Annotated in this window: 26 protein-coding genes; 17 read left to right on the top strand and 9 right to left on the bottom strand. The window is 66.7% G+C overall.

All coding sequences use genetic code 11. The features are described from left to right. The first annotated feature begins 71 nt into the window (after positions 1-71). Positions 72-797, top strand: coding sequence for an enolase (locus AC5P66_RS01205; RefSeq protein WP_495216045.1), 726 nt, complete (start codon positions 72-74; stop codon positions 795-797). A gap of 73 nt (positions 798-870) precedes the next feature. Here the strand turns inward: AC5P66_RS01205 and AC5P66_RS01200 are convergent, their stop codons facing one another. Beyond that, complete coding sequence (locus tag AC5P66_RS01200; protein WP_478489317.1) at positions 871-1,323, bottom strand: copper chaperone PCu(A)C; 453 nt, start codon at positions 1,321-1,323, stop codon at positions 871-873. A gap of 34 nt (positions 1,324-1,357) precedes the next feature. Here AC5P66_RS01200 and AC5P66_RS01195 point away from each other — a divergent pair, with 34 nt between their 5' ends. From AC5P66_RS01195 to AC5P66_RS01180, 4 genes are all read left to right on the top strand, one after another. Further along, on the top strand, positions 1,358-2,134 hold the full coding sequence (locus AC5P66_RS01195) for an enoyl-CoA hydratase/isomerase family protein (RefSeq protein WP_049439166.1): 777 nt from the start codon (positions 1,358-1,360) through the stop codon (positions 2,132-2,134). A 129-nt stretch (positions 2,135-2,263) separates the two neighbouring features. Further along, on the top strand, positions 2,264-3,184 hold the full coding sequence (tesB, locus tag AC5P66_RS01190) for an acyl-CoA thioesterase II (protein WP_005408551.1): 921 nt from the start codon (positions 2,264-2,266) through the stop codon (positions 3,182-3,184). 3 nt (positions 3,185-3,187) lie between these two features. Continuing rightward, the gene (locus tag AC5P66_RS01185; RefSeq protein WP_262256798.1) at positions 3,188-3,682 is read left to right on the top strand and encodes a pathogenicity-like protein; all 495 of its coding nucleotides are present in this window, start codon (positions 3,188-3,190) and stop codon (positions 3,680-3,682) included. Between the two features lie 207 nt (positions 3,683-3,889). Then, positions 3,890-5,107 carry an RNA polymerase sigma factor gene (locus tag AC5P66_RS01180; RefSeq protein ID WP_099495266.1) on the top strand — a complete coding sequence of 406 codons (1,218 nt, stop codon included), beginning with the start codon at positions 3,890-3,892 and terminating at the stop codon, positions 5,105-5,107. A gap of 51 nt (positions 5,108-5,158) precedes the next feature. Here the strand turns inward: AC5P66_RS01180 and AC5P66_RS01175 are convergent, their stop codons facing one another. Next, positions 5,159-5,719, bottom strand: coding sequence for an EF-hand domain-containing protein (locus AC5P66_RS01175; RefSeq protein WP_049411750.1), 561 nt, complete (start codon positions 5,717-5,719; stop codon positions 5,159-5,161). 155 nt (positions 5,720-5,874) lie between these two features. Between AC5P66_RS01175 and AC5P66_RS01170 the strand changes: the two genes are divergently transcribed. Together AC5P66_RS01170 and AC5P66_RS01165 are read left to right on the top strand one after the other, a co-directional pair. Continuing rightward, complete coding sequence (locus AC5P66_RS01170) at positions 5,875-6,630, top strand: arginyltransferase (protein ID WP_049439048.1); 756 nt, start codon at positions 5,875-5,877, stop codon at positions 6,628-6,630. A gap of 37 nt (positions 6,631-6,667) precedes the next feature. Then, positions 6,668-7,876: an endonuclease/exonuclease/phosphatase family protein gene (locus AC5P66_RS01165; RefSeq protein WP_263467473.1), complete on the top strand. Its 1,209-nt coding sequence runs from the start codon at positions 6,668-6,670 to the stop codon at positions 7,874-7,876. A gap of 91 nt (positions 7,877-7,967) precedes the next feature. On the opposite strand, the gene AC5P66_RS01160 is transcribed toward AC5P66_RS01165, so the two are convergent. Continuing rightward, on the bottom strand, positions 7,968-8,378 hold the full coding sequence (locus tag AC5P66_RS01160; RefSeq protein WP_158229696.1) for an immunity protein YezG family protein: 411 nt from the start codon (positions 8,376-8,378) through the stop codon (positions 7,968-7,970). A gap of 379 nt (positions 8,379-8,757) precedes the next feature. After that, the gene (gene purT / locus AC5P66_RS01155; protein WP_099495263.1) at positions 8,758-9,945 is read right to left on the bottom strand and encodes a formate-dependent phosphoribosylglycinamide formyltransferase; all 1,188 of its coding nucleotides are present in this window, start codon (positions 9,943-9,945) and stop codon (positions 8,758-8,760) included. Between the two features lie 137 nt (positions 9,946-10,082). On the opposite strand from purT, the gene AC5P66_RS01150 reads away from it, so the two are divergent. Genes AC5P66_RS01150 through AC5P66_RS01130 form a run of 5 tightly spaced genes read left to right on the top strand, consistent with a single transcriptional unit; the run spans position 10,083 to position 12,781 of the window. Next, a complete protein-coding gene (locus tag AC5P66_RS01150; protein WP_099495262.1) occupies positions 10,083-10,964 on the top strand; it encodes an SPFH domain-containing protein in 882 nt (293 codons plus the stop codon). 45 nt (positions 10,965-11,009) lie between these two features. Next, on the top strand, positions 11,010-11,189 hold the full coding sequence (locus tag AC5P66_RS01145) for a type II toxin-antitoxin system antitoxin (RefSeq protein ID WP_049414918.1): 180 nt from the start codon (positions 11,010-11,012) through the stop codon (positions 11,187-11,189). Beyond that, positions 11,186-11,365 (top strand): DUF4177 domain-containing protein, encoded by a 180-nt coding sequence (locus tag AC5P66_RS01140; protein ID WP_049414924.1) that lies wholly within the window; start codon positions 11,186-11,188, stop codon positions 11,363-11,365. The genes AC5P66_RS01145 and AC5P66_RS01140 overlap by 4 nt, the downstream gene beginning before the upstream one ends. A gap of 3 nt (positions 11,366-11,368) precedes the next feature. Continuing rightward, a complete protein-coding gene (locus AC5P66_RS01135) occupies positions 11,369-11,962 on the top strand; it encodes a PH domain-containing protein (RefSeq protein ID WP_111096427.1) in 594 nt (197 codons plus the stop codon). A 9-nt stretch (positions 11,963-11,971) separates the two neighbouring features. Then, positions 11,972-12,781 carry a M15 family metallopeptidase gene (locus tag AC5P66_RS01130; protein ID WP_447906509.1) on the top strand — a complete coding sequence of 270 codons (810 nt, stop codon included), beginning with the start codon at positions 11,972-11,974 and terminating at the stop codon, positions 12,779-12,781. 394 nt (positions 12,782-13,175) lie between these two features. Here the strand turns inward: AC5P66_RS01130 and AC5P66_RS01125 are convergent, their stop codons facing one another. The 4 genes from AC5P66_RS01125 to AC5P66_RS01110 all read right to left on the bottom strand — a co-directional run bounded on the left by AC5P66_RS01125 (position 13,176) and on the right by AC5P66_RS01110 (position 16,799). Next, complete coding sequence (locus AC5P66_RS01125; RefSeq protein WP_019659313.1) at positions 13,176-13,547, bottom strand: DUF423 domain-containing protein; 372 nt, start codon at positions 13,545-13,547, stop codon at positions 13,176-13,178. Between the two features lie 105 nt (positions 13,548-13,652). Further along, complete coding sequence (locus AC5P66_RS01120) at positions 13,653-14,726, bottom strand: polyketide cyclase (protein ID WP_005415686.1); 1,074 nt, start codon at positions 14,724-14,726, stop codon at positions 13,653-13,655. A gap of 235 nt (positions 14,727-14,961) precedes the next feature. After that, positions 14,962-15,603, bottom strand: a complete 642-nt coding sequence (locus tag AC5P66_RS01115) for a response regulator (protein ID WP_006424175.1) — start codon at positions 15,601-15,603, stop codon at positions 14,962-14,964. Further along, positions 15,603-16,799, bottom strand: a complete 1,197-nt coding sequence (locus AC5P66_RS01110) for a sensor histidine kinase (protein ID WP_049413252.1) — start codon at positions 16,797-16,799, stop codon at positions 15,603-15,605. Before AC5P66_RS01110 ends, AC5P66_RS01115 begins: the two co-directional genes overlap by 1 nt. Positions 16,800-16,950: 151 nt before the next feature. On the opposite strand from AC5P66_RS01110, the gene AC5P66_RS01105 reads away from it, so the two are divergent. From AC5P66_RS01105 to AC5P66_RS01085, 5 genes are read left to right on the top strand one after another with little or no spacing between them, the layout of a single operon-like run. After that, a complete protein-coding gene (locus AC5P66_RS01105) occupies positions 16,951-17,547 on the top strand; it encodes a GNAT family N-acetyltransferase (RefSeq protein ID WP_005415684.1) in 597 nt (198 codons plus the stop codon). Beyond that, positions 17,493-18,338 (top strand): septum site-determining protein MinC, encoded by an 846-nt coding sequence (gene minC, locus AC5P66_RS01100; protein WP_049413254.1) that lies wholly within the window; start codon positions 17,493-17,495, stop codon positions 18,336-18,338. The genes AC5P66_RS01105 and minC overlap by 55 nt, the downstream gene beginning before the upstream one ends. 35 nt (positions 18,339-18,373) lie before the next feature. After that, positions 18,374-19,183 carry a septum site-determining protein MinD gene (gene minD, locus AC5P66_RS01095; RefSeq protein WP_006424120.1) on the top strand — a complete coding sequence of 270 codons (810 nt, stop codon included), beginning with the start codon at positions 18,374-18,376 and terminating at the stop codon, positions 19,181-19,183. 2 nt (positions 19,184-19,185) lie between these two features. Next, positions 19,186-19,446: a cell division topological specificity factor MinE gene (gene minE / locus AC5P66_RS01090; RefSeq protein WP_005408532.1), complete on the top strand. Its 261-nt coding sequence runs from the start codon at positions 19,186-19,188 to the stop codon at positions 19,444-19,446. Between the two features lie 46 nt (positions 19,447-19,492). Beyond that, the gene (locus AC5P66_RS01085; protein ID WP_099495258.1) at positions 19,493-19,972 is read left to right on the top strand and encodes a hypothetical protein; all 480 of its coding nucleotides are present in this window, start codon (positions 19,493-19,495) and stop codon (positions 19,970-19,972) included. A 226-nt stretch (positions 19,973-20,198) separates the two neighbouring features. On the opposite strand, the gene AC5P66_RS01080 is transcribed toward AC5P66_RS01085, so the two are convergent. After that, a complete protein-coding gene (locus AC5P66_RS01080; RefSeq protein ID WP_099495269.1) occupies positions 20,199-21,443 on the bottom strand; it encodes a DUF819 family protein in 1,245 nt (414 codons plus the stop codon). Positions 21,444-21,537 lie beyond the last annotated feature (94 nt).

The raw sequence follows: 21,537 nt of genomic DNA, 5'->3' as shown, positions 1-21,537 counted from the left end.
CCGGCAACCTCCAGACGCTTCGCGCATGCCGGCCAGCGGCCGGCACTACCGATCCGATTCAAAGGACTGAGATGATCCACCAGACTGAACTGAGCGACCTGCTGCCCGGCATGGTCCCCTTCCCCACCGACGTCTTCCCCGCCGACCAGGCCTGGCTCGGCCAGCACCTGCTGCCGCTGCTGAAGATCGACCTCGGTGTGCTGCGCCCGGAACTGGCCGGCCAGGTGGCGACGATGCTGTGCCCGATCGAGCCGTACGACGGCTGCATCGGCGAAACCACCGAAGTACACCACAACGATTTCACCGGCACCAACTGGATCGCCTTCGAGCTGACCGCCGGCAACCAGATGCGCTTCCTTGGCAACGAGGGCTATTTCATCGGCGACGCAGTACAGGACAAGGACGCGCAGGAACACATTGCGCAGATGCGCGACAGCTACGCCAAGGCCCGCCACTACCACGCCACGCATGGCCGCCTCGCCTGCTACTCGCGCTACGGCAAGGGTGAGGCCAGCGAGCGCGATTATCTGGATTCGCTGGGGGGACAGATTTCCTGTGGCAACTGGATCGAAACGGCCGATATTCCGGCCGCCTTCACCCTGGAATTCACCGACGCCGCCCACGACCGGCATGCTCCAGATGATGCCGAAATGGCGATCATCCGCCGCAATGGCCACAAGTTCTTCGCCGTCGCCGAAGTCGCTGGCTACAACTGGTGCGCCACCGGCGCCGACGCGATCGTGATGCTGTATGAGCCGGTGAGCCGCACGGTACTGTTCTCGTACGACTGGTCGTAAGACCTTGCGGCAGTGCCGGCCGCTGGCCGGCATTTCCTGTTTTTGCCGGCCAGCGGCCGGCACCACCATCCCTCTACGGCGCGGCCTTGCGGACGGTCAACGTCGCGTTCGCTTCGCCACCGCCTTCCAGCTGCAGCCGCAACGGCAGCGCCTGGCCTTCCTTCAGCGCGCCCTTGCCCTGCATCAGCATCAGGTGCAGGCCACCGGGCTTGAGCTCGGCGCGCGCGCCCGGCGCCAGCGGCATGCGCTCGATCGCACGCATGCGGCTGACCCCATCGACAATCGTGGTCTCGTGCAGCGACACGTCGCCGAAGCTACTGCTGGCCGCGCCGGTGATCACCACCGCCCTGCTGCAGCCGTTGTGGATCACGCCATAGCCGGCAGTCATCGGCATCGCCGGATTCGGTGGCAGCCGCGCCCAGCCCTGCTCCACCGTGACGCAGCGTGATTCCGCAGCCGAAGCCGAAGCCGATGCTGCGGCCGCACACAGCACCCACAGTACGCCAACGAATGGTTTGGTTATCATCGCCCAGGTTCCTTCTTCGCAACGAGACCGCAGCATGACGACGCTCATCGAGGTGATCAACCACGGCCCCATCCGCGAACTGCGCCTGGCGCGGCCGCCGGTCAATGCACTGGACACCGACCTGTGCCGGCAGTTGATCCATGCCATCGAGCTGGCCATGGCCGAAGATGCGCACGGCATCGTGCTGTCGGGCAGCGAGCGCGTCTTCACCGGAGGCATGGACGTGCCGCACCTGCTCTCGCATGGCGATGACAAGCACAAGCTGCTGGATACCTGGAACGCCTTCTTTGGCGCCGTACGCACACTGGCCGAGAGCCGCATTCCGGTGGTCGCGGCGATCACCGGCCACGCCCCGGCCGGCGGTTGCGTGCTGGCGCTGTGCTGCGATTACCGGGTGATGGCGCGCAGCGCCGATCCGTCGCGGCCGTATGCCATCGGCCTGAACGAAGTCCAGGTGGGCCTGATTGCACCGGAGGGCATCCAGCGCCTGCTGCGCCGTGCGGTGGGCGTGCACCGTGCCGGCGTGCTGCTGACCACCGGCGCGCTGGTGCCGGCCGAACAGGCGCTGCAGATCGGCCTGGTCGATGAGCTGGCCGAGGGTGACCAGGTGGTGGCACGCGCCGTGGCCTGGCTGCAGAACCTGCTCAAGCAGCCTCGGCAGCCGATGCTGCTGACCCGCGCCATCGCCCGCGCCGACCTGCACGAAGCGCTTCACCCGGACCTGATCCAGCTCGACCGTTTCGTCGAGGCCTGGTTCGCCCCGGACGCACAGAACGCCCTGCAGGCACTGGTGGCGCGCCTCGGCAAGTGAACGGTAGTGCCGGCCGCTGGCCGGCAACCGCCCCCCCCAAGAGGATCATGAGGTTGCCGGCCAGCGGCCGGCACTACCGAAGATGGGGCAGCCGCCCTGACCGGTATAATCAGGCCCTCTTTCACTGCTGTGGCCGCCCCCTTGAACGACACGCCCGAACCCGTCGTCTCCGAGCTGATCGACCTGCTCACGCTGGAGCGGCTGGAGGACAACCTGTTCCGCGGGCAGAGCCGCGACATCGGCACCAAGTACGTGTTCGGCGGGCAGGTGCTGGGCCAGGCACTGGCTGCGGCGCAGGCCACGGTCGACAATGGCCGCCACGTGCACTCGCTGCACGCCTACTTCCTGCGCGCCGGCAACATCGACCACCCGATCGTCTACGACGTGGACCGCACCCGCGACGGCGGCAGCTTCTCGGTGCGACGGGTCACCGCGATCCAGCACGGCAAGGTGATCTTCTTCTGCGCGGCCTCGTTCCAGCAGGCCGAGACCGGCGCCGAGCACCAGCACAAGATGCCCGAAGTGCCGCAGCCGGAAGACATCGAACCGAACCGGCCGCTGCCGGCCGAAGTGCTGGAACGCCTGCCGATCAAGGTGCAGCGCTGGCTGTCGCGTGGCGGCCCGTTCGAGTTCCGCCACGTCTACCCGCGCGACGAACTGAACCCGCCCAAGCGCCCGCCCTACCACCAGGTGTGGCTGCGCCTGAGCGAGCCGGTCGGCGATGCCCCGGAGCTGCACCAGGCCCTGCTGGCCTATGCCTCCGACTTCCACCTCCTGGGCACGGCAACCTTCCCGCACGGCATCAGCTATTACCACCCGCACGTACAGATGGCCTCGCTCGACCACGCAATCTGGTTCCACCGCCCGTTCCGCGCCGACGACTGGCTGCTGTACTCGCTGGACAGCCCCAGCGCGCAGGATTCGCGCGGCCTGGCCCGCGGCCAGTTCTTCACCCGCAACGGCGTGCTGGTGGCCAGCACCGCGCAGGAAGGCCTGATCCGCGTGGTTCCCGACCAGGCTGCGGCCGCCGCCGTGCCGGCCAAGGAGTAACCCATGCGCCAGATCTTCAGCAGCCAGCGCGTGGAAACCGTCGAAGGCGTGGCCGAGCTACTGCGCGGGCATGGCATCGACGTCAAGGTGACCAACGGGCGCTCGTACAAGACCCGCCGCCGCGGCCAGTTCAGTTATACCGACCTGGGCAATGCCAACGCCTACCCGGCGGTGTGGATCGTGCGTGCCGACGACCAGCCGCGCGCGCGCGAAATCCTGCGCGAGGCGCGCCTGCTCGACACCACCCGCCGCGACCACCCCACCGCCGAATTCGCCTTCCGCGACGCGCCGGAATCGGGCAGCGGCGGCCGCAGCTGGGCCTGGCGCATCCGCATCGCCCTGCTGGTGGTGATCGCTGGGGTGGCGCTGGTGATCGGCCTGCGCCATCGCGGCGCCCCGGCGCCCGCCCCGCAGGCCCAGCTGCAGCAGGCGCAACCGGCCCCGCAGGCAGCGCCGGAAGAGGAAGAAGTCCGGGTCCGCATCCAGCCATCGAAATAACCCACGGGTCGGCCGGCCGCTGCCCGGCAACCGCAAAAAGGGGACGGAGGGGATTAAGTCGTTTGTGGCACAAACGACTTAATCCCCTCCGTCCCCTTTTTTGTCATGAGGTTGCCGGCCGGGGGCCGGCACGACCGTGCAGAAAGCCGGTCACACTTCGCGCGCGGCCCCGTCATGGGACACAATCCCAGCAGGAGAGCCGCCGCCATGACGACGTTCGCCGCATCGATCGACCAGACCCTGGAACGCGAACTGCCCGCCGCCGCCAGCGGTTGCCAGCACGCCTACGGCCGCATCGTGCTGGCCTGCCAGAACACGGTCACCGCCATCGCGCTGGCCATCACCCGCGACCGCCAGGCCAGCGAGGACATTGCCCAGGAAGCCTTTGTGAAGGGCTGGCAGCAGCTGCACCAGCTGCGCAGCGCGACCAGCTTCCTGCCCTGGCTGCGGCAGATCACCCGCAACCTGGCCCGCGACTGGCTGCGCGCCCAGCGCGGGCGCCCGCTGACTGGCGAGGCGGCCGAGGTGGCGATGGGCATGGCCGCCGACCCCGCCCCGGGTGCTGCCGACCGCCTGCAGCGGGTGGAAGAGGAGATCGCCGCCGAGGAGATCATCTCTGCCCTGCCCGCAGACAGCCGCGAAGTGCTGCTGCTGTACTACCGAGAGGGCCAGCGCTCGCAACAGGTGGCCGACCTGCTCGGGCTCAGCGACGCGGCGGTGCGCAAGCGCCTGTCGCGCGCCCGCGCGCTGGTGCGCGACGGCCTGCTGCAGCGCTTCGGTGAGTTCGCGCGCAGCAGCGCACCCAGTGCCGCGTTCGCTACGGCGGTGGTTTCGATGGTACTGGTGGCCGCGCCCGGCACGGCCAGCGCAGCGATCCTGCTCGGCACCGGTGTCGGCGTGGGCGGCAGCAAGCTGGGCCTGGGCGGCGTCAGTGCCGCAGGCGGGGCAGCCATGGGTTCACTGACGGCCGCCGCCAGCCAGCTGCACCTGATTCCCGCCAGCGACTGGGCCACCGTTGCCGGTGGCGTCGTCGGCGGCATCATCGGCAGCTATCTGGGTGGCCGCTTCCTGCTGCGCTTCGCAGACACCCAGCAGGAACGAACAGCAGTGCGACGCTTCGTGCACCTCAATACGTTTACCGCGATGGTCGTCTGCACCAGCCTGCTGATCTCGCTGATGCTGCAGGTGCCAATCTGGCTGCAACTTGCGATTCTCGTCATCGGCCTGGGTACGGTGAACTACCAGTGCCTGGTGCCGCTGCAGCGCGTGATGGCACCCATGATCGCGCGCGATTCAGCGCGGCGCGGCCGCAGCGGAACCAACTGGAAATACGAATCCGTGTACGGGCGCACCGGCATCATCGGGGCGAACGTATTCGTGATCGGCCTGGTGGTATATGCGCTGATGCGCAACGGAAACGTGTAACGGACAACGCCGGCAGTCTGCCGGCGTTGTCGTCATTCACTGCATTGAACCTCAGCGCTGCGGCTTCGGCGCGCCGCCGTCGCGCGGACCGCCTTGGCGCGGGCCGCCGTGCATCGGGCCCTTGGCCGCGTCGAACTCGGCCTTGCTCAGCTGGCCATCCTTGTTGGTGTCGGCGGCAGCAAACCAGGCATCACGATGCTGCTTCATGCGCAGCTCGCGGTCGGCCTTGTCCAGGTAACCGTCCCTGTTGAGGTCGAGCTGGTCGAAGCGCGCAGCCAGGCGCGGATCGGCCTTGGCCTCGTCGCGGCTGATGCGGCCGTCCTTGTTCACGTCCAGCTTGGCCCAGCGCTCACCGCCGTGGCCACGGCGGCCATGCTGCCAGCGCGGCATCTCATCGCGCGAAAGCTTGCCGTCCTTGTTCCTGTCCAGTTCGTCGAACTTCGCGGCCAGGCGCGGGTTGGCGGCGGCCTCGCTGCGATCGATGACGCCGTCACCGTTGGTGTCCAGCTTGGCCGGGTGCTGTGCCGGCGCGGTCGGGGTGTCGGCCGCCAGCGCGATGCCGGAGGCGGAAGTGCCGAGCAGCAGGGCCAGCAGCAGGGGGGTACGGATCATGGGGTCACTCCTGGGAATGGGTTTGCGTCGGGGTGATCACTTCACCCTCGGGGGACAACAACGCCCGGGCGCGACATCGGTTGACGCTGCTGCCAGATCCGTTCATCCGGCGGACAGTCGCCGCCACTGCGACGGGCTGGGGCTATGCTGTGCCCATGGCACTACACGGCGATAGAGACGACGAACTGCGGCTTTTCCAGACCGGCGAGCACCCCTGCGGGTACTGGTCCGACCGGGTGGCGCGCGACCTGGTGCTGGACCCGAACGACCGCCGCCTCGGTGCGCTCTATCCGCTGGCACTGAGCTGGGGCTTCCGCCGCAGCGGCGACCTGGTCTACCGGCCCCATTGCGCGCACTGCCAGGCCTGCGTGGCGGTGCGCATCCCGGTGGCCCGCTTCGCTCCGGACCGCAGCCAGCGCCGCTGCGCCGCCCGCAATGCCGACCTGGAGGTACGGATCACCGCCGCCACCGCCCGCGACGACCTGTTCGCGCTGTATCACCGCTACCTCACCCACCGCCACGCCAATGGCGGCATGGACGACCACGGCCCGCACGAATTCGAGCAGTTCCTGATCGGCAGTTGGTCGCACACCCGCTTCATGGAGATGCGCCTGCCCGGCCACGACGGCCAGCCCAGCCAGTTGCTGGGGGTGGCGGTGACCGACGTCACCGAGCATGGCCTGTCGGCGGTCTACACGTTCTTCGACCCGGACCACGCCGCGCGCGGGCTGGGTACCTTCGCAATCCTCCAACAGATCGAGTGGGCGCGCCGCGAGGGGCTGCCGCACGTGTACCTGGGCTACTGGATCCGGGGGCACCAGAAGATGGACTACAAGCGCCGCTTCCATCCCCTTGAGGCCTACGACGGCCGCCGCTGGCACGATTTCGACAACGAACTGGACGGGCGCTGACAAACCGCTGACACCGGGCCGGGTGCAGAATAGGGGCATGAACGCCAAACCCTTGATCCTCGCCCTGGCCCTGCTCTGCGGCGCCACCGCCCCCGCCTTTGCCACGTCCCCCGCGATGACTGAGAAGCCGTCCACTGCGCTGCGCCTGGCCACCTACAACACCTCGCTGTACTCCGACGACACCGGTGGCCTGATCAAGGAACTGGAGGGCGACAGCGAGCACGCACGCAAGATCGCCGCCGTGCTGCAGCAGGTGCGCCCGGACCTGGTGCTGCTGAACGAATTTGATTTCGACGATGCCCATCGCGCCGCCGACCTGTTCCAGAAGCGCTACCTGGAAGTCGCCCAGCCCGGCGGCGGCAAGCCGCTGCACTTTGCCTACCGTTACCTGGCGCCGGTCAATACCGGTGTGCCCAGCGGCCTGGACCTGGACAACAACGGCGTGGTCGGCGGCGAAGGCCGCAGCCGTGGCAATGACGCGTGGGGCTACGGCCTGCACCCGGGCCAGTACGGCATGCTGGTGCTGTCGCGCTACCCGATCGATGAAACCAAGGTGCGCAGCTTCCAGCTGCTGAAGTGGAGTGCGATGCCCGGTGCCATTCGCCCGGTCGATCCGCGTACCGGCCAGAGCTTCTACAACGACCACGTGTGGTCTCAGCTGCGCCTGTCCTCGAAGTCGCATTGGGACGTGCCGGTGAAGACGCCGGGCGGCGTGGTCCACGCGCTGGTCTCGCATCCGACGCCGCCGGTGTTCGACGGTCCGGAAAAGCGCAACGCGGCGCGCAACCACGACGAACTGCGCCTGTGGCAGGAATATCTGTCCAAGGGTGAGAAGCCGTGGCTGTGCGACGACAAGGGCCAGTGCGGCGGCCTGGCACAGGACGCGCGCTTCGTGATCCTCGGCGATCTGAACAACGACCCGGTTGATGGCGATGGCCGCCATGAAGCAATCGTCGAGCTGATCGAGAACACGCGCGTGCTGCGCTACCCCACCCCGCGCAGCGTCGGCGGCGAGCAGACCAGCCTGGCCTATGCGGCCAAGGGCATCGAACGCAAGGGCGCACCGTTCCACGCCACCGGCGATTTCGGCCCGAAGTCCGGCACCATGCGCCTGGACTACGTGCTGCCCTCGACCGGTTTCGAGTACGTGGGCAGCGGCGTCTTCTGGCCAGCCAATGAGAGCCCGGAAGCGAAGATCGCCGACGGCAGCGACCACCACCTGGTGTGGGTGGACGTGAAGCCGTAACCGGCGCAGCCGCCGGGCATCGCCCGGCGCCACCGGTTGCTGAAGATGTTGTAGAGCCGAGCCCATGCTCGGCTACTGCAACCAACCAAGCTTAGTAGCTCTGCCAGTCAATCTGAGCGTCAGCCCCGAGATAGCGGTCCTGCCAAGCCTGCTCCCGACCCAGGGAATCGATGAACTCATCCTCGGAAAGCTGCTCATATCCGAGCTCGATTTCCATCTTGTTCTCTGGATCCAGATGAAACGTCAAACTCGTCCAGAGTGCATGGTGCCATTGCGCAAAGAGCTGATGCATCTCCAGAAGCGCTGCTTCCGCATCCTCTGGAATTTCTAGATAGCCGTATGAGCCTGACGGCCTGCGGTAGAACGCCCAACCCGACCAGGCATTCTTGATGATCTCGAAGTTCAGCCAGATCCCGCATTGGTCGGTAGGCACGGCATCAATCAGTGATTGGCCAATTCGGTGATACAAGGCAGGTAGCGCTGATGTAAGCCGCTCGTCCAAGCCTTCTCCTGAGGTGTCTTTGGCATTCATCCGTCAGAAGATAAAACACGCAGGATTTTGACGCTCAACCAGATGTCGCTTTCAGCTCGCAATTGCGGCCTAGCGCTCTACGTCTTTGCAGCAACCCTCTAAGGGCAGCATCTGGCGCTCAATAGCCCCAGTAGGCCGTCGCGCATGACTGAAGATGTGAATCCATTGTCGGGCTGAAAGCGTCACATGGAAAAGCAGCCGAGCGTGGGCTCGGCTCTACAGAAGACTTACACAGTTCATGGCAAGCCGTCGGGTGCAGCCTGGCGCTACCGCACAGAAATCTGTACCGACCAACGGTCGGTACCCACCGGGTTTCGGTAGGCGACGACCGTTGGTCGTCGCTCCTTTTTTACGGGCGCAGCTCGACGCCGATGACTTCGGCGGCATCACGCGCGATGGCGCGTGCTTCTTCGACGGTTTCCGCGCGCGCCAGGGTCACGCCGACGCGGCGGTGGCCATGCACGCTCGGCTTGCCGAACAGGCGCACGGCAGTATCCGGCACCTGCAGCGCGGCGGCGACATTGTTGAAGTACGGCACGCCCTCGCCGTGTGCCAACAGCGCACACGACGCCGACGGGCCGCTCTGGCGGATCACCGGAATCGGCAGGCCAAGGATCGCGCGCGCGTGCAGCGCGAACTCGCTCAGTTCCTGCGAAACCAGGGTCACCAGGCCGGTATCGTGCGGGCGCGGCGACACTTCGCTGAACCACACCTCGTCGCCCTTCACGAACAGCTCGACGCCGAACAGGCCCCAGCCGCCGAGGTCGTCGGTGATCGCGCGCGAAATCTCTTCGGCACGCGCCAGTGCCGCGCTCGACATCGGCTGCGGCTGCCAGCTTTCGCGGTAATCGCCATCCTTCTGCAGGTGGCCGATCGGCGCGCAGAACGAGGTGCCGCCGGCATGGCGCACGGTCAGCAGGGTGATCTCGTAGTCGAAATCGATGAAGCCCTCGACGATGCAGCGACCGGCACCGGCGCGGCCACCGGTCTGCGCGTAGTCCCAGGCCGGGGCGATGTCCGCTTCGCTGCGCAGGGTGCTCTGGCCCTTGCCGGAGGACGACATCACCGGCTTGACTACGCACGGCAGGCCGATGGCGGCCACGGCAGCACGGTACTCGGCCTCGGTATCGACGAAGCGGTACGGCGAGGTCGGCAGGCCCAGGGTTTCGGCGGCCAGGCGGCGGATGCCTTCGCGATCCATGGTCAGGCGTGCGGCGCGCGCAGTCGGGATCACCCGCAGGCCCTGCTCCTGCTCCAGCTGGACCAGGGTCTCGGTGTGGATGGCCTCGATCTCCGGCACCACCAGGTGCGGCTGCTCCTGCGCGATCAGCGCGCGCAGCGCCATCGCATCGAGCATGTCGATCACATGCGAGCGGTGCGCGACCTGCATGGCCGGGGCATCGGCATAGCGGTCGGCGGCAATCACCTCTACGCCCAGCCGCTGCAGCTCGATGGCCACCTCCTTGCCGAGTTCGCCCGAGCCCAGCAGCAGCACGCGGGTGGCGGAGGGGGACAGCGGGGTTCCAAGCTTGGCCATGGCGGTTCCAGCAGCGATGTGAAGGCGGGTGGGCATTCTAGCTGCCCGCGCACCCTGGCCATGGCATCCGACGAACGGTCGTCGGAAAGTGATATCACTTTGATATCTTCAATTCGACCCCTCAAGGACGTACCGCCATGAAAGAGAAGTCGCTTGCCTCCCTCAACGGCCTCGGCACGCTGGCCGGTGCCCTGCTCGTCGCCCTCGCCGGCGCTGCCCTGTTCGTACTGGGCGTGGCCGCCAAGGCCAGCACCGGCTCGCCCAACCTGCTGCTTATGCTGCTGGGTGCGCTGCTGGGGGGCCTGGGCGTGTTCATCCTGGCCGGCCTGTACACCATCCAGCCCAACCAGGCGGCGGTGCTGAGCCTGTTCGGCAAGTACGTCGGCACCGTCAAGGACAACGGCCTGCGCTGGAACAACCCCTTCTATGCCAAGCGCCGCGTCAGCCAGCGCGTGCGCAACTTCGAGAGCGGCAAGCTGAAGGTCAACGAGCTGGACGGCAGCCCGATCGAGATCGCCGCGGTCATCGTCTGGCAGGTGGTCGATGCCTCCGAGGCCGTCTACAACGTGGACGACTACGAAAGCTTCGTGCACATCCAGTCCGAATCGGCGTTGCGCGCGATGGCTACCAGCTATCCCTACGACCAGCACGAGGACGGCCAGCTGGCGCTGCGCAGCCATGCCAGCGAGATCTCCCAGCACCTGAAGAACGAGCTGGCCGAACGCCTGGCCGATGCTGGCGTGCAGGTGATCGATGCACGCATCAGCCACCTCGCCTACGCCGCCGAAATCGCCCAGGCGATGCTGCAGCGGCAGCAGGCCAACGCAGTGATCGCCGCACGTACGCGCATCGTGGCCGGTGCGGTCGGCATGGTTGAAATGGCCCTGGCCGAACTGCAGAAGAACGGCGTGGTGCAGCTGGATGAGGAACGCAAGGCGCACATGGTCAGCAACCTGCTGACCGTGCTGTGCTCGGACCGCGGCACCCAGCCGATCGTCAACGCCGGTTCGCTGTACTGAACCACCCTCGCGACGGGGCGCCCCACCGCCCCGCCAGGAGCTCGCATGAGTGAGAAGAAAGCCTACCCGCTGCGCATCAATGCCGACGTCCTGGCCGCCGCGCAGCGCTGGGCTGACGACGAGCTGCGCAGCCTCAACGCGCAGATCGAGTACGTGCTGCGCGACGCCCTGCGCAAGGCAGGCCGCCTGCCGAAACCTGCGCCATCGCCGGAGGACAAGGAATGAGCAAGCGTTGGAGCTACCAGACGATCGAGGTCAAGACGTCCATGATGGGCCTGCTCAAGGCCGAGGACATCCAGAGCGAACTGAGCCGCCAGGGCCAACTGGGCTGGGAGCTGGTCAACATCATCATCCCCGCACCGATGTGCCCGGCGATGCTGGTGTTCAAGAAGGAGGCCTGAGCCATGGGCGCCAGCGATCCGAAACAGTACAAGGTGACCGAGAGCTCGCCGTTGCGCGTGCTGTGGATCGTGCTGCCGCTGCTGGCTGCCTTCGTGGCCTGCCTGTATGCGCAGCTGTACAAGGCACCGGCGAGCGCACCCTGGATCGAAGTAACGCTGTCGCCGCCCTGGTTCCGGATGGGCGGCAGCGCCGCCTGGAGCCTGCTGCTGATCGCCGCGCTCGGCGTCGGTCTGGGCGCGGCGTTCTTCCGCCGCCGGGTGGAGTTGGCCGACGGCGTGCTGGACGTTCGCTCGACGATGTACCGCCGCCGCGTGCCGGTGGCGCAGTTGCGGCTGGACCAGGCCGAGGTGGTCGACCTGCAGCGTGACCCCCGCTATGGCATCCGCTTCAAGACCAACGGCTATGCAATGCCGGGCTTCTATTCCGGCCACTTTCGCCTGCAGGGCGGCGGCAGGGGTTTCGCCCTGGTCACCGACCGCATGCGCGTTCTCGCCCTGCCGGTCAACGACGGCAGCACCCTGCTGCTCAGCCTGGACCGGCCACAGGTGCTGCTGGACGCACTGCGCAAGGTGGCCGCGCCGGCGCCACGGCAGTAAGCTGCGCCGATGCAACGACGCCCGCCCCTGCTGATCAATACCGAAGCCATCGAGTTGTGGCCGGCCGGCCTGCTGCGTGCACGCAGCAACCTGGATGCACGCCTGTTGTCGCAGGCGCGCTGGGTGCTGCGGCGCAAGCACGATGGCCGCTACCTGGCCGCGGTGACATCGCATGGCGTGCATTCGCTGGTGCCGCACCTGCCGCGCGAGCCCGGGGTCGAGGACGCACTGGCGCTGCTGGATGCAACGACGGCACGTCCGTTCGGCGCTGCACTGCAGGAACAGTGGCTGCCGCTGGCCGGGCTGCAGCAGCGCCTGCGGCAGCTCGGCCTGGATGCGCAGCGCTATGCCGACGACAGTGGCCTGCCGCTGGAACCGGAACCGTACCTGCTGCACTTCGCTGGCCGCGACCGCTTCGGCCGCCCGTTGTGGCTGCGCCGTGGCGCCGCGCAGGGCTGGCGACGGATGCGCCTGCACGCCGCGCAGGATGGCATCGCACTGGATGCAATCTCCGGCTTCCGCAGCCATGCCTACCAGTTGGGCATCTTCGAACGGAAGCTGGCACGCGGGCTGAGCGTGACGGAGATCCTGAAGGTGAATGCCGCGCCGGGGTTCAGTGAACACCACAGCGGCCACGCGCTGGACATCGGCACGCCGGGCGATGCCCCGGCCGAGGAATCATTTGAAGCCACCGACGCGTTCGCCTGGCTGCAGGCCCATGCCGCTGGGCACGGCTTCCGGTTGAGCTACCCGCGCGACAACCCGCACGGCATCGTCTACGAACCGTGGCACTGGTGCTGGAAACCGGCCAACGGCTGAGCCCCTCGTGACGGCCGCAGGGTGAAATTCATGGAGCTGTCCGGGCGGATTCCGCGCGCGCCCACCACGAGATGGAACAAGAAGGCAAAGACAGAAGCCGGTCGCTTCGCTCGAAGCCTCTATAAGGGATCAGCGCGCGGCTGTTGGGTCCGCCTTCAAGCGAGCCGAGCACCGCAGGTCCGGCGAGGGCGAAGAGGTGCGGGTGTCTGAGCGCAGCGAGTTCCCGCACCGCCCCTCGACGGGCCGAGGAGCGCAGGGGACCGGTGCACAGCACCGGCTCGCGGCCGGCGGCGCGTTTCTTTTGGTTACTTTTCTTTTCGCGCGAAAAGAAAAGTAACGCCCATGAACCATCACGATCGCATCGGCATGGATCGGAGCGACAGCCCTACGACCGTCACCGCCTCAACGCATTGATCGCCAGCAACACCCATCCGGCCATCATGCTGGTGCCACCGATCGGCGCCATCCGCGTCGGCCACTGCCACAACGCCCCACCCACCAGGCTGCCGGAAAACAGCAGGACACCCAGCAGCAGTACGTACAGCGCCAGGTGTGCGATCGCCCCCTGCGCGCGCGGCCCAAGCGCCACCAGCACCGCGCCATGCGCGAACGCATACAGCGCCGCCATGTTCAGATGCTGCTGCGCCAACGGGTCGGCCACGCCATGCGATGCATAGGCAGACAGGCCGATCGACGCGGCGGCCAACAGCGCTCCCAGGCAGGCCAGCAGGGATGGCTTACGTGCGCGACGTTCCAGATTGAACATGAGGGCTCCTTGCGCAGCGCCCCTTGCCGGGCGCCGGATGAAAAAAAAACGCGCCGCAATGAGCGGCGCGTTTTCGTGTCCAACACTACATGGGTCAGCCGGGGATTACTTGACGGCCCAGTAGATGTCGTAGGTACCTTCCGGGGTGAACGACTTGTCGATGCCGTCCTTCCAGGTTTCGTACGGACGGTCGATGACTTCGTTGCCCGAGGTCACGGCCCAGGCACGCAGGCCGTTGCGCGCCACGTCCAGACCCGCCATGTGGCCGGTGTAGGCCGCATGCGCCGAACGGTGCGGAGCAACGTGCACGTACTTGACCGGAGCGCCGCCGTCGATCTTGACGGTCAGCTCGTCGGCAGCAGCACCTTCAGCACCCTTCTTCTTCACCGGCTGGGCGATGTCGAAGGCGTACTTCTCCTGGCCGAAGTCGGTGGTGATGATGCGGAACGGACCGGCAGCTTCAAGGCCATTGGCCTCCATCACGCGCTTGATCCACTCCTGGTTGTCCTTGATGGACTTGGTGATGGTGTCCTGACCGCGGTCCACGTTGCCGGCGTTGACCACCAGCAGGTTCTCGGCCGGCACTTCAACGATGGCCAGGTCGGTCAGCGGGGCTTCCGGCGTGCGGTAGTCCACGTTCGGCACGGTGGCGAGCATGTTGGCCATGCGCGACAGACCCATCTTGATGTCGTCGCCGATCTGGCGGCTGACATACAGGCCGGCGTAACGGCCGAACAGGTCGAAGCCGTACTTCACCGAGTAGTCCTGGGTGATCTTGACGTTGCGACCGCCCTTGCCGGTCGGCTCCAGGTTGAAGGTGGTGACCTTGTCGTGACCCTTGGTGGCGTCCTCGATGGCGATCACAACACGCTTGTTCTCTTCGGCTTCGGTGATCTTCCAGGAACCGGTACCCAGGTCCTTGGAGGTGAAGTCGAGGGTGGCACCGACACCCGAGGCCGGGCCGGACAGCTTCAGGTCAACGGCGGGATCGCGCAGTACCAGCGGGTTCCAGTCCTTGAAGCGGCGCAGGCTGCTGACCGTGTCGTACACGATCGTCATCTTGCGGTTGGTCTCGATGCTTTCGGTGATGTGACGCTCGCCCGGCAGACATACGCCAATGATGACGAACAGGCCAGCCACGATCCCCAAGGCGATCAGGAACTCGATAATACGGGTCATTCAGAGAGTCTCCGGGGCCGATCCCACGGCCGGGTTGATTGAAGCGAAGCGCCAATCCTAGCAGGCTTCGCGGGCATTGTTTATCGGGATTGGCGCACCGGTTTCCCTGCCGGCTGCGTATTTGTATGGACAAAGGATTCGAAGGGTAACGCATACCGCTACCCGGCAAGTAGGGGGCTACCTTGGCGGAATCCCCCGACTACGACCCAAGTCTTTGTACTTGAAAGATTTTTTCTCAGACCAACTGGAGTTCGAACGCCTTCAATACGGCACGCGTACGGTCGCGCACACCCAGCTTGGAAAGGATGTTGGACACGTGGTTCTTGATGGTGCCCTCGGCGACGCCCAGCGAATTGGCGATCTCCTTGTTGGAGAAGCCACTGGCCATCAGCCGCAGGATCTCGGTCTCGCGGTCGGTCAGCGGGTCCGGGCGGTCGAGGCTGACGAATTCATTGCGCATGTGCTCCAGGCCGGACAGCAGGCGCTGGGTGACCGCCGGCTGCACCAGCGATCCCCCGTCGGCCACGGTGCGGATGGCACCGACCAGCTGTGCCAGGGTGACGTCCTTGAGCAGGTAGCCCTTGGCACCGGCCTTGAGCCCGGCCAGCACCAGCTGGTCGTCGTCGAAGGTGGTGAGGATGATGGTCGGCGGCAGCTGTTCCTGCCGCGACAGCACCTGCAGGGCCTCCAGCCCCGACATCACCGGCATGCGCATGTCCATCAGCACCACGTCGGGGCGTACCTGGGGAATCAGCTCGACCGCCTGCCGGCCGTCGCCGGCCTCGGCCACCACCTCGATGCCGTCGTCGAGCGCCAGCAGGGAGCGGATTCCCTGCCGCACCAGGGTTTGGTCGTCGACCAGGCAGACGCGAATCATCAACGCACTCCTTCAGGAACCTTGGTAAGGGCCGCCACCAGCACCGTTGCCGGCACCGTCGCCCGCAGCCGGAAACCCTCACCGGGGCGGGTTTCGATCTGCAGCTGGCCACCACATTGTTGCAGGCGCTCGCGCATGCCGCGCAAGCCATTGCCCACATTGACCATATCCGCACCGACGCCGTCGTCGCGGGCCTCGACCACCACCCGGTCGGGGGCTTCACGGTACACCTTGATCCACAGGTGGCGGGCACTGGCATGGCGCACCGCATTGGTGATGATCTCCTGGGTGCAGCGCAGCAGTACGTGGGCCCGCTGCGGGTCCTCCACGTTCAGCGGATCCTCGATCTCCAGCTGGATGTCCAGCGAGGGCACGTTCTCGGTCAGCGGGCGCAGCGCTGCGGCCAGATCGATCGCGCCGGTCTCGCGCAGCTGGCTCACCACCTCGCGCACGTTGCCCAGCAGCAGCTTGGCCAGCGCGTGCGAGCGCTTCACGTGATCCAGGGCCTGGCCCTCGGCCAGGTGCCCGGCGACCTCCAGGTTCAGGGTCAGCGCGGTCAGCTGGTGGCCCAGCAGGTCATGCAGTTCGCGTGAAATGCGGGTGCGCTCGTTGACCCGCGCGCTCTCGGCCAGCAGGGCGCGGGTGGCGCGCAGCTCTGAATTGAGCCGGCGCTGCTCGTCGCGGGCCTCGGTCTGCTGACGCGCAACCAGGCTGGTCACGAAGATGAACATGGAGAAGCCGCCGTACAGCAGCGACTGCATCACCGCTTCGAACAGCGGGAAGCGCAGCAGCAGGTAATAGACCGGAGCCACGGCCAGCTGGCTGACCAGCAGCCACAGCACCCCCAGCCGTACCGACAGCATCCACGGAATGACCCCCGCGGCCACCATCATCAGGATGCTGCCCAGGCCCGACCCGCTGAGGAAGCTGACCGCCAGCGCCGAGACCGTCAGCAACAGCAGCAGGCCGCGGTCCAGCCAGCTGGTGTGGCTGTCGCTGCGCAGGATGCGGGTCAACCAGTAGTAGGCCGTGCCGAAGGACAGGTAGGCGACGAACAGCAGGATCGCCCAGCCGCCCATGTCAGCACGGCTGTGCAGGTTCTCGAACTGCGAGTACGCCAGCGGCAGGCCGACCATGACCCAGGTGAACAGGCCGGCCAGGCGGAGGACGCGGGTATGGCTGAGGACTCCCAACATGCCAGCACTCTACGGGCCCGGCCTGCGTCGCGCACTCCCACGGAAGTCATGCCTCTGCGGTCGCCTGTTCATGCCGCAGCCCACCCCGGGCATGCAATAATCGTGCGCAGGGTCCCTTGATGGACCAACCGCGTTACCCCACGGAGTCACAATGTCGATTGTCATCCGCGACGTGCGCGAGCACGAGCTCGATTCCGTCCTGGCTTTGAACAACAATGCTGGCCTGGCCATCCTTCCCCTGGATGCGGCCCGCCTGCGCCTGTTCTATGAAACCGCTGAATACTTCCGCGTCGCCGAGCGCGACGGCAACCTGGCCGGCTTCCTGATCGGCTTTGGCAGCGACAGCCAGCACGACAGCAGCAATTTCGCCTGGTTCAAGCAGCAGCTGGACACCCCGTTCTTCTATATCGACCGCATCGTGGTCGCCAGCCGCCGTCGTGGCGGCGGCGTCGGCCGTGCGTTCTATGCCGACGCACAGAGCTTCGCCGAGCTGCGCTACCCGCAGATGACCTGCGAAGTCTTCCTCGACCATGGCGCCGATGCCGCCCTGCTCTTCCACGGCAGCTTCGGCTTCCGCGAGCTGGGCCAGAACACGATGCCGCAGGTCGATGTGCGCGCCAGCATGCTGGCCAAGGAACTGTGCAGCTACCCCTGGGTCAAGGAGACCTACGGCGGCAAGCTGCCGGATGTGGCATGGACACGCGCACGGCAGCTGCCGGCGCAGGCACAGCGGCCGACGGGGACCTGAGCGTGGCGGTGAATTTCGATTACGAACAGGCCGGTGAACTGAAGATCGGCCAGGTGGGCATCGCCAACCTGCGCATCCGTACCCTTGATGTCGAACGCCTCGTGCAGGAAATGCGCGAGCGCGTGACCCGCGCCCCGAAGCTGTTCGGCCGCGCCGCAGTGATCCTCGACTTCGGCGGCCTGAGCCAGGTGCCGGATGTGGCCACCGCGCAGGCGCTGGTCGATGGCCTGCGCAGCGCCGGCGTGCTGCCGGTGGCGCTGGCCTATGGCACCAGCGCGATCGACCTGCTCTCGCAGCAGCTCGGCCTGCCGTTGCTGGCCAAGTTCCGCGCGCAGTACGAGCGTGCCGAGGCCGAGCCGGCCCCGCCACCGCCCGCACCGGAGCCGCGCCGCGCAGCCCGTGCCGAACCGAAGCCGGCCCCGGCAACGCCGGTGGCCAAGGTGGCCGACGCGGCTGCACCAAAGCCGGGCCGCATGCAGCTGGGCAACGTCCGTTCGGGCCAGCAGCTGTACGCGGAAAACTGCGACCTGACCGTGATGGCCACCGTCGGCGCCGGCGCCGAGGTCATCGCCGATGGCAGCATCCATATCTACGGGACCCTGCGCGGCCGCGCGCTGGCAGGGGCCCAGGGCAACACTGCGGCACGTATTTTCTGCCGTGATTTCCATGCGGAACTGGTCGCCATTGCAGGCCACTACAAGGTACTGGACGATGTCCCGGACAACCTGCGCGGCAAGGCCGTGCAGGTGTGGCTGGAACAGGACCAGATCAAGATCGCTGCGCTGGACTGACGCAGCCCCCAAACAGAATCATCAGGAGAAGTCCTTTGGCTGAAATCATCGTAGTCACCTCCGGCAAGGGCGGCGTCGGCAAGACCACTTCCAGCGCGAGCCTGGCCTGCGGCCTGGCGCGGCGCGGCAAGAAGGTGGCGGTGATCGACTTCGACGTCGGCCTGCGCAACCTTGACCTGATCATGGGCTGCGAACGCCGCGTGGTGTATGACTTCGTCAACGTCGTGCACGGCGAAGCCACCCTCAAGCAGGCCCTGATCAAGGACAAGCGCTTCGACAACCTGTACGTGCTGGCCGCCTCGCAGACCCGCGACAAGGACGCGCTGACCCAGGAAGGCGTGGGCAAGGTCCTGAAGGACCTGGCTGCCGACGGCTTCGACTACATCATCTGCGACTCCCCGGCCGGCATCGAGAAGGGCGCCTTCCTGGCGATGTACTTCGCCGACCGCGCGGTGGTGGTGGTGAACCCGGAAGTGTCGTCGGTGCGCGACTCCGACCGCATCATCGGCCTGCTCGACTCGAAGACCCACAAGGCCGAGTCCGGGCAGGACGTGCCGGCCTTCCTGCTGCTGACCCGCTACACCCCGGTGCGCGTGGAAAGCGGCGAGATGCTGAGCATCGCCGACGTCGAGGAAGTGCTCGGCCTGAAGGCGATCGGCGTGATTCCGGAATCGGGCGACGTGCTCAACGCCTCCAACAAGGGCGAGCCGGTCATCCTGGATGTCGAATCCGCTGCCGGCCAGGCCTATGAAGACGCCGTCGCGCGCATCCTCGGCGAAGAACGCCCGATGCGCTTCACCAACGTCGAGAAGAAGGGCTTCTTCAGCAAGCTGTTCGGAGGGTAAGCATGGGCCTGTTTGATTTCCTCAAAGCGAAGAAGACCACCGCCGAAACCGCCAAGAACCGCCTGCAGATCATCATCGCGCAGGAACGCAGCCACCGTGGTGGCCCGGACTACCTGCCGCTGCTGCAGCGCGAGCTGCTGGAAGTGATCAAGAAGTACGTGAACATCGACGTCGATGCGGTGAAGGTCGACCTGGTAAAGGATGGCCAGCACGACGTGCTGGACATTTCCGTGGCGCTGCCCGAAGGCCCGGACAAACCCTGATCCCCTGCCCCGCCCGTGCCTGCATGGGCGGGGCTGCCTGACCCGCATGACCGATACGACAACCGCCGTGGACATCACCTGCGTGGGCGACATCGCCTTCGCCGACGCGCAGCGCCTGCTCGCCGCGCATGGCCTTCGGCTGCACCACGTGGCGCCCGGCGAACCGATTCCCGGCAGTTACTGGGGCGAGCCAGAGGCCGGCATCATCGCCAGCAACGTATACGTGCGCGATGACACGCCCGTGCACTCGATGCTGCATGAGGCCTGCCACCTGATCGTACTGCCGCCGGAGCGGCGTGCGCAGGTGCACACCGATGCCACCGACTCGGTGGCCGAGGAAGACGCGACCTGCTACCTGCAGATCGTGCTGGCCGGGCAGCTGCCCGGTGTCGGCAGCCAGCGGCTGATGGCCGACATGGATGCGTGGGGGTATACGTATCGGCTGGGATCTACGAAAGCGTGGTTCGAGCAGGATGCCGAAGACGCGAAGGCGTGGCTGGTCGAACGCGGCTTGCCGGTGGCGTAAAGCCGCGCGCGCGGTTGGCCACGGGCGCGTGGCGACGCGCCGGACCTTGCGGCGCCCCTCTTTTCACTCGGCGCGGTTTGAACAGGACGCCGAAGACGCGAAGGCGTGGTTGATCGAACGCGGATTGCCGGTCGCGTAACGCATCGGTAGTGCCGGCCGCTGGCCGGCAACCAGGTGATGCTTCACGGGTTCATGAGGTTGCCGGCCAGCAGCCGGCACTCCCCCATCAGCCCTGCCCGGCCAGCGTCCGCAAGGTGATGCCGACGATGTAGGCCAGGTACGTGCCGGTGGCATAGCCCATCGTCCCCAGCAGCACGCCGACCGGCGCCAGGGCAGGATGGAACGCCGCGGCCACCACCGGCGCCGAGGCTGGGCCACCGATGTTCGACTGCGAACCGATGGCGAAATAGAAGAACGGCACCTTCAGCAGCTTGCCCAGGCACCACAGCAGCACGATGTGCACGCTGATCCAGATGATGCCCAGCAGGAACAGCCACGGGCGATCCAGCAGCGCCAGCAGATCCATCTGCATGCCGATGCAGGCGATCAGGAAGTACAGCAGCAGCGAGCCCAGGCGCGATGCGCCCGCGCCTTCCAGGTTGCGCGCACGGGTGAAACTGAGGCTGAGGCCGAGCGTGGTCGACAGCACCACCACCCACACGAACGGCGCGTCCAGGCTGAACTGCGCAGCCCAGCTGACATTCGCCTTGAACCACGCCGCCAGCGGTGCGCCAATGGCGTGAGCCAGGCCGACACCGCCGAAGGCCACCGCCACGATCAGCATCAGGTCGGTGAGGCTGGGAATGCGCTCGTGTTCGGCCTGGAAGCGCGCGATGCGCTCCTTCAGCTCATCGATGGCCGAGGTATCGGCGCCACTGCGAGCGTCGATCTTCGCCGCGCGCCCGGCCAGGAAGATCAACGCGGCCATCCATACGTAGCCGACCCCCACGTCGACCACCGCGAACTGTCCGAAGGTGGTCGCATTGACGTCGAACACTTCACGCATCGCCAGCATGTTGGCGCCGCCACCGATCCAGCTGCCTGCCAGCGCGGCCATGCCGGCCCAGGTGTCGCCGGCCACGGTTTCCGGATGCACGGCACGCATCAGCAGGAACGCCACCACCGCACCGAGCATGATGCTGGCCGAGGCACCCAGGTACATCAGCACCAGCTTCGGGCCGAGCCGCAGGATGCCCTTGATGTCGACCGCAAGGGTCAGCAGGATCAGCGCCGCCGGCAGCAGGATGTCGCGCGCGATCGGGTTGTAGAGCCGGGTGTTCTGCCCGTCGATCAGGCCCACAGTGTTGTAGATGCCGGGAATCAGGTAACACAGCAGCAGTGCCGGCACGAAGGTGTAGAAGCGCTTCCACAGGCCGTGCTCCCGCGAGGCGGTCCAGAACACGGCGCCAAGGGTGGCGGCGATCAAACCGAAGACGACGATGTCGTTCTGGATCAGGGCAGTCGAAGGCATGCAGGCGCTCTGGTAGAGCCGGCCGCTGGCCGGCTGCTGTTGGCGGCAGATCAGGAAGGTGTGCCGACCAACGGTCGGCACCCACCGGTAAAGC

This window comes from Stenotrophomonas sp. YJH_SMC_122 (genome assembly GCF_059369535.1).
Note: the sequence above shows the minus strand (reverse complement) of the source record. Positions and strands in the feature narration are given on the sequence as shown.